The sequence below is a fragment of the Nostoc sp. LEGE 12454 genome, assembly GCF_056620565.1.
This window is the reverse complement of sequence record NZ_JBWQXL010000026.1, coordinates 44,829-56,483: the sequence shown is the minus strand read 5'-3', so window position 1 is coordinate 56,483 and position 11,655 is coordinate 44,829. Positions and strand designations below refer to the sequence as shown.

General features: G+C 41.7%; 13 protein-coding genes and 1 pseudogene. 5 read left to right on the top strand and 9 right to left on the bottom strand.

The window, feature by feature from the left end:
* Positions 1-29: 29 nt before the first annotated feature.
* The gene (locus AC1F2U_RS23415; RefSeq protein ID WP_335043913.1) at positions 30-164 is read right to left on the bottom strand and encodes a hypothetical protein; all 135 of its coding nucleotides are present in this window, start codon (positions 162-164) and stop codon (positions 30-32) included.
* Positions 165-308: 144 nt separating this feature from the next.
* On the opposite strand from AC1F2U_RS23415, the gene AC1F2U_RS23410 reads away from it, so the two are divergent.
* Positions 309-866 carry a hypothetical protein gene (locus AC1F2U_RS23410; RefSeq protein ID WP_480263275.1) on the top strand — a complete coding sequence of 186 codons (558 nt, stop codon included), beginning with the start codon at positions 309-311 and terminating at the stop codon, positions 864-866.
* On the opposite strand, the gene AC1F2U_RS23405 is transcribed toward AC1F2U_RS23410, so the two are convergent.
* From AC1F2U_RS23405 to AC1F2U_RS23395, 3 genes are all read right to left on the bottom strand, one after another.
* On the bottom strand, positions 863-1,393 hold the full coding sequence (locus AC1F2U_RS23405) for a hypothetical protein (protein ID WP_480263274.1): 531 nt from the start codon (positions 1,391-1,393) through the stop codon (positions 863-865). The two genes, AC1F2U_RS23410 and AC1F2U_RS23405, sit on opposite strands and share 4 nt — an antisense overlap.
* A gap of 60 nt (positions 1,394-1,453) precedes the next feature.
* A complete protein-coding gene (locus AC1F2U_RS23400; protein ID WP_480263273.1) occupies positions 1,454-1,588 on the bottom strand; it encodes a hypothetical protein in 135 nt (44 codons plus the stop codon).
* A 70-nt stretch (positions 1,589-1,658) separates the two neighbouring features.
* Entirely contained in the window at positions 1,659-2,264 is a 606-nt protein-coding gene (locus AC1F2U_RS23395) for a DedA family protein (RefSeq protein ID WP_480263272.1), read from the bottom strand.
* A 193-nt stretch (positions 2,265-2,457) separates the two neighbouring features.
* Here AC1F2U_RS23395 and AC1F2U_RS23390 point away from each other — a divergent pair, with 193 nt between their 5' ends.
* Positions 2,458-3,003: a cytochrome P450 gene (locus AC1F2U_RS23390; protein WP_480263271.1), complete on the top strand. Its 546-nt coding sequence runs from the start codon at positions 2,458-2,460 to the stop codon at positions 3,001-3,003.
* 8 nt (positions 3,004-3,011) lie between these two features.
* Positions 3,012-3,752, top strand: coding sequence for a hypothetical protein (locus AC1F2U_RS23385; RefSeq protein WP_480263270.1), 741 nt, complete (start codon positions 3,012-3,014; stop codon positions 3,750-3,752).
* Here the strand turns inward: AC1F2U_RS23385 and urtE are convergent.
* The 3 genes and pseudogenes from urtE to AC1F2U_RS23370 form a co-directional block, all read right to left on the bottom strand.
* A complete protein-coding gene (urtE, locus tag AC1F2U_RS23380; protein WP_099101646.1) occupies positions 3,715-4,413 on the bottom strand; it encodes an urea ABC transporter ATP-binding subunit UrtE in 699 nt (232 codons plus the stop codon). The genes AC1F2U_RS23385 and urtE overlap by 38 nt on opposite strands.
* Positions 4,414-4,713: 300 nt before the next feature.
* Positions 4,714-6,357, bottom strand: a pseudogene (locus AC1F2U_RS23375) (calcium-binding protein); the annotation flags it as partial.
* A gap of 280 nt (positions 6,358-6,637) precedes the next feature.
* Positions 6,638-7,222 (bottom strand): NADPH-dependent FMN reductase, encoded by a 585-nt coding sequence (locus tag AC1F2U_RS23370; protein WP_480263269.1) that lies wholly within the window; start codon positions 7,220-7,222, stop codon positions 6,638-6,640.
* A gap of 182 nt (positions 7,223-7,404) precedes the next feature.
* On the opposite strand from AC1F2U_RS23370, the gene AC1F2U_RS23365 reads away from it, so the two are divergent.
* Together AC1F2U_RS23365 and AC1F2U_RS23360 are read left to right on the top strand one after the other, a co-directional pair.
* Positions 7,405-8,955: a cytochrome P450 gene (locus AC1F2U_RS23365; RefSeq protein ID WP_480263268.1), complete on the top strand. Its 1,551-nt coding sequence runs from the start codon at positions 7,405-7,407 to the stop codon at positions 8,953-8,955.
* A gap of 53 nt (positions 8,956-9,008) precedes the next feature.
* Positions 9,009-9,203, top strand: coding sequence for a hypothetical protein (locus tag AC1F2U_RS23360; protein ID WP_480263267.1), 195 nt, complete (start codon positions 9,009-9,011; stop codon positions 9,201-9,203).
* Positions 9,204-9,436: 233 nt separating this feature from the next.
* Here the strand turns inward: AC1F2U_RS23360 and AC1F2U_RS23355 are convergent, their stop codons facing one another.
* Positions 9,437-10,171, bottom strand: coding sequence for an amino acid ABC transporter ATP-binding protein (locus AC1F2U_RS23355; protein WP_480263266.1), 735 nt, complete (start codon positions 10,169-10,171; stop codon positions 9,437-9,439).
* Complete coding sequence (locus AC1F2U_RS23350; protein ID WP_480263265.1) at positions 10,164-11,651, bottom strand: ABC transporter permease subunit; 1,488 nt, start codon at positions 11,649-11,651, stop codon at positions 10,164-10,166. The genes AC1F2U_RS23355 and AC1F2U_RS23350 overlap by 8 nt, the downstream gene beginning before the upstream one ends.
* Between the last annotated feature and the right edge of the window lie 4 nt (positions 11,652-11,655).

The following is an 11,655-nucleotide window of genomic DNA, read 5'->3' as shown; positions in this document are numbered from 1 at the left end:
CTGCGCCAACTTCACCAGTCCTGCGTTGTTTACCGCCGTAGGCATCGCACTGTTTTTTCGATTCCTTCCAAGGTTTGTAACTCAGATGGTGATGTATTTTTATACAGAATCGCCGCGATTTCTTTGACTGCTGCTTGTAACCGTTCTTGTTCTTCCGGGGTCATGGCTATGCTTCGAGTCAGTATTGTCTTATCCCCATACTACACTCATTAATTAGGATTTCTACAAAAATGGGATGCTCCCTGCGTATTTTTATACTAAAACTGGGTATTACAAATAAGTACTTTTGAGCGAATAGGTCTTCAAAGATGATTTTAAACTTTAGAAATACTAGTGCTGCGTGTGCCGTATTTTTATTAGTCAGTGTCAGCAGCTTTCATAAGTCAGCCATTGCCAATATAAATAACCAGTCCCAATTGATAGCACAGCAGAGTAAAACTCAGCCAAACCCAGTTTTTAAATCTATTCTGCCTAAATTAAAGCAAAAAACTCAAATTCGGATTCTTTTACCGAAATTTATTCCTGAGTCGGATGGGGAAAATCCAATTTACGCAACTATAGAAGCTGCTACGCAAAAAAAGTATGATATTTTACTGGGTTATACTCCAGACTGTAATGGTGCTTCTGCCTGTCGTTTCGGGGTTGTTTCTGCTGAAGCCATAACCCGCAAAACACCCAGCCTGACTGGGAAACGTGTATCCTTAGCTAAGGGCATTACTGGCTATTTTGTAGATTTTACTTGTGGTGCTGGTTGCTCAGATGCTACCTTGACTTGGAGACAACAGGGTGTGCAATATGTTTTTGGGTTGAAAGCAGGCGATCGCACTTCTTTAGTAAAAATGGCTAATTCTGCGATTAATCCCTAGCTCACGTCATTTGATTGTACTTCCCAACGAAACAGCCGCGGCAATTGAGATACATCAATGGCGTAGTTAACAATCCACATCACTAATTCAAAAATCAATACATATCGTACCCACTGCAACTCGCTTGTAGAATCCAAAAGCGTCAAACCCTCATATAACTGCCAGAAGCGGTAAGGGAGATATATATAAGGAACCATTACCCACACAACATTTTGCAACTGCCTGAGTGCCACGCTTTCAGAGATGATTTGCAACCCGAATACGATAAAATACCAACCAAGCACAATTAAGATCGTGCGATCGCCCCACCATACACCCCACAATAGCATGACTACTAATGGCGGCACTACTCCTAGTAGTATCACTGAGCCAAACCAAATTTTATACCAACTGGGAAATGGTAAAGGTAGGGTATAAGGCTTTGTGTTTTTCCACCCCCAGTTCACAACCACAATAAAAAGTGTGGCAATAAGGAAAAAGAGAAGATTTTCTAGGAACAGATAGAGGTTGATGTTTAAGGAAGTCATAAGGGTATTATCAACCTCTGATGTTTATGTGTCATTCTCTTCAAGTAGTATTTTTGCTATTTACCGACCTAGCCAAATCTTGATAATGTCAAGAAGACTAGAACCACCCCAAACCAATGCCACTAGTAAAGTTACTTTTGATTGTCGGTCTTCTTCAAAAAAATAGCGTTCTAATTCGTTAGACAGTCGAGCCATACACTAGCAAATTTTATCAACTTCCAGTAAATAAATATACTTAATCTCTACACAAAATCCGAAAAAGATTTCAACTTTTGTTTGCTCTATTTTCTTGTACAAAATGAATAATCGATGGTACTAAAGAAATAACTATAATTAATCCAATAATCGGTAACAAATACTTATCTACCTGTTCAGGTGGCAGAGATTTTCCTAAGAAAAACCCTAACAGGGTAATGCCAAATGTCCAAAGAAAGCCACCAATTAAGTTGTAAGACATAAATGTGCGATAATGCATTGCACCAATCCCAGCCACGATGGGCGCGAAAGTGCGTACAATCGGTAAAAAGCGTGCCAAAACAATCGTTTTTTTACCGTGCTGGTGATAAAAGTTTTGAGTTTTTACAAGATGTTTTTTATGAAACAGCCAGGAATCTTCCTTATTAAATAGTCTTCTGCCAAACTTATGCCCAGTCACATAGCCAACATTGTCACCTAAGACTGCACAAACAAAAGCACCAATTATCAGAACCCAAATGTTCAATAAATTCTGAGATGCAACAAATCCAGCGGTGAACAATAAACTATCCCCAGGCAGAAAAAAACCAATTAACAAGCCAGATTCAGCAAATACAATCGCCCAGACTCCAAAATAGCCGAGTGATTTAATCAGTTGTGGTAAATCCAAATGCATAGAATTTTTACTTTTCAACAATAGATCCACAACATCTTAACGTTCAGCAATTTTATTGAATAAAAAGTAATATTAAATTTATGTAAATTTATTATGTAATCTTGGAAAATATAATGACAGATGACAGGTTTTGAGTTATGGGCGCAAAAGACAAAGATATTTGAAAGTACTAAGAATATTTTGGAGTGCTGCGATGCCTACGGCGAGCTTTGCTAACGCAGCAGAGTTGGAATATCGTGTTAACTTTTTCATAGCTACCCTTAGAGATATGAAAAGTCATCAAATACCTCCTGGAAGCTATGGTTTGCCTATATTAGGTGAAACACTCTCCTTTGTTTTCGACCGCGATTTCGCTAAAAAGCGCTATCGCCAGTATGGGTCCATCTTCAAAACTCATCTTCTTGGCAGACCGACCGTAGTGATGGTCGGGCCGGAAGCATTAGAGTTGGTTTTGTCAAGCCAAATGGAGAATTTTTCTTGGCGCGAGGGATGGCCTGATAATTTCAAGACATTACTGGGTGAATCGCTTTTTCTGCAAGATGGAGAGGAACACCGCAGAAACCGCCGCTTGATGATGCCGGCGTTGCATGGCCCAGCATTGGCGAATTATGAGATTATTGCTGCTCATCTTCTACGCAATTATCATTGGGAGATATTACCCAATCAAAGTTTAGAAACCGTGTTTTTTCCCAGCAATCGTCCTAAAGATGGGTTACGGGTTCGATTTCAACCTCGGTGAAATGTTTTATGGCATCCCAAATAGACGTACATTTACCTAATGGAGTTTTACAACGCTTGCAAAATGTGAAAGATTTTGTCGGCGGAAGCGTTAACTCTCTAAGTAACTCAGCACAACAAGCTGGTGAGTCTTTGAAGACAACAGCCACTACAACGACTGATAAAGCAATTGATACAGTTACAACAAGTTTAGAGCAAACTTTGCAAACAGCGGAGCAATTTAAGAGTACAACATCGGGAGCAGTAAAAACAGCGATCGCATCTTCTGCAAGTGATTGGCTGACACAACACCCGATATTTTTTAGGTTAGTTCAAATACTAGGTTGGGCAGCTAATCACCCAATTATTAGTGTAGTAATTTTGCTGTTTGCACTTGCTCTAATTTGGAGCATCATCAAAGCAATTGTCCGCTTAATTGAAACCGCTAGTTGGTCAATACTCAAGGTTCCGTTAAAATTGCTTCAGACTTTGATTAAAGTTAGTTTTCTATCTTTAACTAAAGTTGGGAGTTTTGCTGTTCAACGAATGACTGCTACTGAAACAATTGATAACCTGCCAGCTTTGTTACCTGAAGATTCTCAACCAACTAAACAACAGCGATTAGCAGAAATTTCTTATCGTTTGGAAGCAATTCAAAAGGAACAACATGAGCTTTTACAAGAAGCGGCAGACTTGATTGCTGCTGACACAATTGATATAGAAGTATCAAAAATTAAACAGCTAAAAAGCGCTGAATCACATCTTGGCTGAGTTCGGTGGTGGAACCGGAGGCGACAATACCACCTTTTTGCATAGCGTAATAGTAATCAGCTTGACGGACAAAGTGTAAATGTTGCTCTACTAATAACACCGAAATACCTGTGGTTTCGACGATGCGACGGACTGCGGCTTCAATTTCTAGGATGATGGAGGGTTGAATACCTTCGGTGGGTTCGTCTAAGACGAGTAATTGAGGTTCTCCCATTAAAGCACGTGCGATCGCTAATTGTTGCTGCTGTCCTCCGCTTAAATCACCACCCATCCGCGAAAGCATGGTTTTTAACACCGGAAATAAACTAAAAACTTCCTCTGAAATTTCTGCTTTTTTTACTGGTTTGCGTCTAGCTTCCAATCCCAGCAGTAGATTTTCTTTAACTGTCAACCGAGGGATAATCTCTCGTCCTTGGGGGACATAACCAATTCCCAACTTTGCCCTTTGGTCTGGGGATTTGGAATTGATTAATTCTTCAGCTAAATTAATAGTACCGCTACGGGGTTTGAGTAAACCCATGATAGTTTTGAGTAAGGTAGTTTTTCCGACACCATTGCGTCCAATTAAGCAAACCATTTGCCCAGATGGTACGCTCAAATCTACATTGCGGAGAATATGGCTTTCGCCGTAATAAACGTTAAGGTTAGAAATTTTTAGCATAAAAGGACTTTTAACTGTTTAGTTTGGATATCAAGTCTCTAACTGGCGATTCCTTTGTTAATAAATATCTGGTTAACCTCTTATGATACCTGATTGCAAATGCAACTAATGATATTTCAGATGATGCTTTAGCAAAGATAATCGCCAAACATCAGGCGGATGTCCTGTTGCCAATAACAATCACGCCGATGATTTACCAATTTGAAATCTTTATACGGACATAATTTTTATCATGTCCGTATAAAGAGAACTTTGCGTCAGTTTTGGGATATTTTTTTATTTAGAAGTCCCTAATTCCGATTAAACAATCACAAAATTGTTTTCGCTGAGTGACAATCCAGTAGATAGTTGGGCAAATTTTACCTGAGTAAATCCAGACGCGCTGCCATCAATGTCAAAGAACAGTCCACCTGTAGCACTGTTATAGATAAATCGTTGATTGCTTGTCGTCGCAGATGTTCCGAGGGTAAACTGACTTGTCTTAAGCGAACCTGCTGATAACCCACCGCCAAAGCCAGCAGCCGATACCTGAATCACTTCATTAGTCGCGTTGAAGTCATAAATACTGTCAACACCTTTATTGTAATTATTGAAAACAAAGGTATCAGTACCAGTTCCTCCATAGAGGGTGTCATTACCAAAACCACCTATAAGGGTATCATTGCCACTGCCACCATAGATTGTGTTCTTACCAAAGGCGCTAGAGGCGGAGATATAATCATTGCCAGCGCCACCATCGAGTAAGTTATCACCTTTTGAATTAGTAGCATCCAAGTTATCGTCCCCACTACCACCATTAAGAGTGTTTTTTCCAGACGAGCGAGACTCGTATGTGATGGAGACATCGCGGGGTGAGTAGGGGTCGCTAGGAATATAGCTGTAGTAGCCAGAGATGGAGAGATAATCATTGCCATCACCCCCAGAGAGCAAATTATCGCCTGTTGAACCGCCAGCACTCAAGGTATCCTTACCTGCACCGCCGTTGAGGGTGTTCTTACCAGACGAGCGAGAGTCGTCGGCTCCGTAGTTACCTCCGTTGTAGTAGCCAGAGATGGAGAGATTATCATTGCCATCGTCCCCAGAAAGCAAATTATTGCCTGTTGAACCGCTAGCACTCAAGTTATCGTCACCCGCGCCACCGTTGAGGGTGTTTTTACCAGACGAGCGAGAGTTGTAGTCGTAGTCTGGGTAGCTAAAGCTCTCGTAGCCAGAGATGGAGAGATAATCATTGCCATAGCCCCCAGAAAGCAGATTATTGCCAGCAAGGGAGTCATTCCCCGTACCACCAATGAGGGTATCATTTCCCGCACCACCAATGAGGGTATCATCACCCGCACCACCTCGCAGCAAATCGTTTCCACTCAAGCCATCGATTTTGTCATTACCGCCTTGACCATTAACTACATCATTGGAATCTTCTAACCCCGTAATGTTATTGTTGAGGTCATTGAGGAAAGTTACTGTGTTCTTGATGCCCAGGCTAGTATCAGTAGAGTTGGAATCGAGGACATTAAAGCTGTCGGTGATGCTATTTTGCCCGTCAAACAGGATATTACCAATTGCTGGTTTGCCTCCAGAAGCTTTCAAATTCTCTAAATTTTCTAGTTTGAAATTTTGCAGGATAACTACGGTATTAGCATTCCCTTCAAAGGAGATTTCCAGATCGTTGCCATTCTGGAGCAGCTGTAAATTTCGAGCAGTTAATCCTGTACCCTGGAATTTGATGGTGTCCACTTCAGCGATAACTGCTGCTGTCGGGTTAGTTCCTTTACCTATGCCACCGAAATCAGTGATTGTATCAGTGCCGTCACCTAAGTTGTAAACAAATTTATCTTTGCCACCGCCACCAGTTAAAGAATCATTCCCAGTACCACCAATGAGAGTATCATTCCCAATACCACCCTGTAGTATGTCGTAGCCGCTGGTTCCAATGATATTTGCCATAACTTTTACCTACCTTATTCCATTTTTTCAGTAATTTCAGTTCTCAATCTTGAATTTAGCGCTGTTTTAAGGCATAAAATACTTACCGAAATTGACGTTTTCGGTAAGTATTTTATACCTTAAGAATTAGGAACACTAATATTTAGCAAAGATTCACCCTATGAAAAGGCTTTTCAGTAGCACTGATTTTTTCTCAAACTCTCTAAGCTCGACTTTATCCCTATTAGGCATTAAAACATTTATTTATAGGTGTTCGTTATTTACTGAACACCTGAAGAATTTAGTTAAGCTTCAGCAATATATTTGTTAAGCCATCGCCTAACCGCTCAATAGATTCTTGCTGTTTCGGATCTTTTAACGTGCCATCAGCATTAAAAGCTTCATAAGCTTTGGATACTGCTACTTGGTCGGGAAGTACCAAAACTTTAATGTTTCCCAAAATAGACCGTAGGTGAACCAACCCCCGCAAACCACCAAGAGCGCCTGGGGAAGCGCTCATAATACTAGCAACCTTCCCTGCAAAAGCAGTCAAAGCCAACGGTGCTTCATTTTGATATGGACGGGATGCCCAGTCAATGGCATTCTTCAAAACTGCTGTGAGTGAACTGTTATATTCCGGCGAAGCAATCAGCAATCCTTGATGAGAAATCATCAAGTCCTTAAACGTGCGGGCATTGGCTGGTAGTCCTTCTTGAGCTTCCAAGTCTTCATCATACAGAGGTAAGGGCAAATCGCGGAGGTCTACATAAGTCACTTCTGCGCCTGCTGCCTTAGCGCCAGCTGCCGCGATTTTTACCAGTTTTTTGTTGTAAGAATCTATCCGGGTGCTGCCAGCAAAGGCGAGGATTTTCGGTGTAGATGCCATAATTCTAGATTGAATGGGAAGGATTAACCTGTTCAGCTGCATTATCCTGTTTTCAGGCGATCGCTGTTTGCTAGCTTTAGATTTTCTTTACAAACCACTTAACTGAGAACCGCGCTGAACCAATCTAGAAACAATACGGTAGTATCTGAATAATCTAAGTTTTGTTGGGCAAAGGCGGATTTATGTTCCAAGAGATTGCTGCTCAAATTACTTTTTCTGACTCATTTCCATATTTAGTTACAGCCTTAGGCATTACTAGCACAGCGGGAATATTTGGTTGGCGGTGGTGGAAACAAAAGAATACTTACAAATCTCTACAGTCCTTTCCCTCTCCTAAGAGACACTGGCTATTAGGAAATATTCCTCAAGTATTAGCAGCAGTCAAAGAGAAGAAATTCTTCCAATTATTGTTTGATTGGAGCCAGCAGCTAGGCCCAATGTATGTTTACTGGACTGGCTATCCAGTTCTCGTTTTGAGTAAGCCAAAAGTTATCGAAGACACCATTGTTAATGGGATGAGAGACGGTAGCCTAATTAGGTCACAGCGAGCTAGCAAAGCTTGGAACGACATTAGTGGGCCCATTCTTTTAGGTCAAAACGGAAATGAGTGGCAGTACAGACGCAAGGCTTGGAATCCTGAATTCAGTTCTAGCGGTCTCTCCAAATATGTGGAAATTATTAGCCAAGCTTGCGAACAAATAATTGAGAAAATTCAGTCAGCTGCCTCACCAGAAGTTCAGGTAGATCCTCTGTTTGTAGAACTAACAATGAGGGTGATTTCCTCTCTTGTACTGGGCATTCCTGTGGATAAAAACGTTGCTACTCATGAAGGACAACCCCTTGATGTTCTCAAGGTGTACGAGGCAATGTCTATTGTGGGCTATCGGTTCCTACGGGTAGCTACTGGCGAGAAGATATGGATGAAATATCTGCCAACTAAGAATTCACGAGATTATTGGGCAGCAAGGCGATATTTAGAGGAGTTTATTACTCCCCGTGTAGACTTAGCTTTACAGATGAGAGAACAAAATCAGACGAATTTACCACAGGTAAGTCCTTTGTTCCAGGAATCAATGTTAGTGAAAATAGCTGCCAAAGAACCAAAATACAATCGGGAAACACTAGTAGCAGAAGTTATTGAACTTTTAATCGCTGGTACTGATACCACCGCCCATACTTTATCCTTTGCAATAGGAGAGTTGGCCTTAAATCCAAGAGTTTTTCAGAAGGCACAAGCCGTTGTTGACCAAGCTTGGGAAAGTCAAGGCAGTATTAATGGAGAAAGCCTCAAGGAATTGAATTACATCCGCGCTATTTTCAAGGAAACTTTGCGCCTTTATTCAGTCGCTTCAGGCTCGACTTCATTGGAGGCTGAACGTGACACTGTTATTGAGGGTACGGTTATTCCTCGTGGCACGAAAATATTCTGGTCAATGCTTGCTGCTGGACGAGATCCAGAAGTCTATTCTCATCCCGATGAATTTCTGCCAGAGCGTTGGTTAGAGAAGAGTAAGGAAAGTAGTCAACTGCCAATGATAGACTTTGGCTCAGGTTCTCATCGTTGCTTGGGAGAGCATTTGTCAATGCTGGAAGGAACGATGATGCTGGCATTACTGCTTTACTACTTTGACTGGGAGTTGGTTAACGGCCGATCATCTCTGGAACAGTTACAGCAGAACCTTTTAATTTATCCGCCTGATAGAATGCCGGTGCGATTTCGTTTGAGAAAGTAGGGATAATACCGTTTCAGAGGAACGCATTGGCATTGCATTGAGATGCATTAACAGTGCAAGCCGATGCATTAACAATGCAAGCCGACGCATTAACAGTGCAAGCCAACGCATTAACAGTGCAAGCCGACGCATTAACAATGCAAGCCGACGCATTAACAATGCAAGCCGACGCATTAACAATGCAAGCCAACGCATTAACAATGCAAGCCGACGAATTCATTGCCATTGCAGGGTATTGCCAAATTTGATTTGCGATCGCAAGTTCAGTGAGTGCGCGTTTACTAGGGTGATAGAAGCCTAAACTCACCCAAAGTTGATATAAATGGTTAGAAGCTGCTTTGACTTATCCAGGAGTACAACTATTATATTTGTCTGTGCCGATAGTAATTGATTTGGCTGATTTACCTGCGCTAATGCCAAATCTTCGCCCCGTTTTAGAAAAGTTTCAGGAATACAAAAAAAGCGGCGAATTTCAATTGTTCTAAAGCATTTTTTCCAAGAACTGCTTGGCGCGATCGCACTGAGGATTTTGGAAAAACTCGCTAGGAGTAGTATCTTCTGCTAAACTTCCCCGATCGAGGAACATAATCCGATTGGCAACTTCTCTTGCAAAGCCCATTTCATGGGTAACGATCGCCATTGTCATACCAGATAGCGCTAAACCTTTCATCACTTCCAGCACATCTTTGACCATTTCGGGGTCTAGAGCAGAGGTGGGTTCATCAAATAAAATCATCTCTGGTTCCATTGCTAATGCCCGCGCGATCGCTACTCGCTGTTTTTGTCCCCCAGATAATTTGGATGGATACACAGACACTTTTTCTTCTAAACCTACCTTAGCAAGCAATTCTAAGCCATGTTCTGCTGCTTTTTGCTTGTTAACACCTTTTACCTTGATGGGTGCGTAGGTGACATTTTCCAGCACATTCATGTGGGGAAACAAATTAAAATGTTGAAATACCATCACCAAATGCTGACGTACTTTCGCAATGTTGGCCTTGGGCTTGGTAATTTCTTGGTCGTGAAAGTAGATTCTGCCTCTGGTGGGTTGTTCTAGCAAGTTTATGCATCGTAAAAAGGTAGACTTACCCGAACCAGAAGGGCCTAATATGGCAACCACTTCCCCTTGGTAAAACTCAGTGGAAATATCTTTGAGTACGTCGAGTTTGCCAAAGGATTTACATAAGAATTCCGTGCGAATGACTACATTACTCACTTTCCCGTAACCTCCTTTCTAAAGCGGATGCACCCAAGGTCATACCCATTACCAAAACATAGTAGATTAATCCTGCAAATAGCAGTGGTTCAAAATAAATATATTTGTTTGCACCAACGATTTGGGCGCTGCGTAATATTTCCACCACTCCAATCGTTGACACCAGCGCGGAATCTTTGAGCAATCCAATAGTTTCATTTACCAATGCTGGGAGAATGTTCTTCAATGCTTGGGGTAAAATCACATCCCACATCATCAACCAATAGGGAACACCCATAGACATCGCCGCTTCACTTTGTCCTTTATCTACCGCTTGAATCCCACCTCTGATGGTTTCCGACATATAAGCGCCAGAATTCAGGGTAAAAGTTAGCACCCCTGCTTGCAATGCTGAAATGTCATAGCCTGTAAGCTGGGGTGTTGCGTAGTAAACTAATGCCAACTGTAATAGCAAAGGTGTGCCTCGAAAAACAGAGGTGTAGGCGTTAGCAACCCAGGTTAGCGGCTTGATGCCGAGAATTTTTAAGAGAGACAGGATTGTTCCCCACATTAACCCCAAGGTTACAGATAATAGGGTAAACAACAAAGTTAACGGGATTCCCCGCAGAATAAAGGGAATGTCGGGAAGGATTCTGGTGAAGTCGAGATTCAATCCGCCTTTGGCAGCAGTTGAAGATGCAGAATTGGCGGTAGTATTCTCTGAAAACCATTTGGTTACTAGTTTAGCCAATGTGCCATCGTCCTTCATTTGTTGAAGGACTTTGTTAAACGGTTCTACAAAAGAAGAACCTCTGGGAAAAGCGATCGCCGATCCACTTGCCTGCTCTGAGGGAATTGTATTAAATTCTAAATCTGGGTTAGCTTGGGCAAATCCCTTAGCGACGGTATCCTCAACAATTGCGGCATCAATTCGCCCAGATTTGATTTCTTGAACTACTTCCGGCACTCTGTTGAGTTGCTTTAGCTGAATACCCACAACTTTTTTAGCAATTTTCTGAGCATTTTGTTCTTGGATGGTTCCTAGTTGTACCCCAAGCTTTTTTCCTGATAAGTCTTGGGGTTGCTTGAGGTTGCTACCTTTAGGAGCGACAATGGTATCTTTGGCTTCGTAATAAATAATTGAAAAATCAATATTTTTTTGACGTTCTGGAGTCGGTGTCATCCCAGCCATGACAAAATCAGCGCGATTTGCTTGGAGTGCAGGGATTAAGCCATTAAAATCCGATTCCATTATTTGAAGTTTAAACCCTAGTTTTTCAGCAAGGGTTTTGGCAATATCTATATCAAAGCCAACGATTTGGCGATCGCCTCCTTTCGTATCATAAAACTCATAAGGGGGATAATCTGGGGAAGTAATCAACGTCAGCGTGTCTTTCCCTAAAGGTGAGGCAGCTTTGAGAGAATTACTATGTCCGATGAGGATGCTGATTACTACTGCTACAACTAGTATCGTTGATAGCCATACTTTCTTTTTCTTCATTGAC

Bases quoted from the DNA above. Each gene is read 5' to 3' on its own strand.
- AC1F2U_RS23415 (WP_335043913.1), bottom strand. From the start codon at position 164: ATGACCCCGGAAGAACAAGAACGGTTACAAGCAGCAGTCAAAGAAATC.
- AC1F2U_RS23410 (WP_480263275.1), top strand. From the start codon at position 309: ATGATTTTAAACTTTAGAAATACTAGTGCTGCGTGTGCCGTATTTTTA.
- AC1F2U_RS23405 (WP_480263274.1), bottom strand. From the start codon at position 1,393: ATGACTTCCTTAAACATCAACCTCTATCTGTTCCTAGAAAATCTTCTC.
- AC1F2U_RS23400 (WP_480263273.1), bottom strand. From the start codon at position 1,588: ATGGCTCGACTGTCTAACGAATTAGAACGCTATTTTTTTGAAGAAGAC.
- AC1F2U_RS23395 (WP_480263272.1), bottom strand. From the start codon at position 2,264: ATGCATTTGGATTTACCACAACTGATTAAATCACTCGGCTATTTTGGA.
- AC1F2U_RS23390 (WP_480263271.1), top strand. From the start codon at position 2,458: ATGCCTACGGCGAGCTTTGCTAACGCAGCAGAGTTGGAATATCGTGTT.
- AC1F2U_RS23385 (WP_480263270.1), top strand. From the start codon at position 3,012: ATGGCATCCCAAATAGACGTACATTTACCTAATGGAGTTTTACAACGC.
- urtE (WP_099101646.1), bottom strand. From the start codon at position 4,413: ATGCTAAAAATTTCTAACCTTAACGTTTATTACGGCGAAAGCCATATT.
- AC1F2U_RS23370 (WP_480263269.1), bottom strand. From the start codon at position 7,222: ATGGCATCTACACCGAAAATCCTCGCCTTTGCTGGCAGCACCCGGATA.
- AC1F2U_RS23365 (WP_480263268.1), top strand. From the start codon at position 7,405: ATGTTCCAAGAGATTGCTGCTCAAATTACTTTTTCTGACTCATTTCCA.
- AC1F2U_RS23350 (WP_480263265.1), bottom strand. From the start codon at position 11,651: ATGAAGAAAAAGAAAGTATGGCTATCAACGATACTAGTTGTAGCAGTA.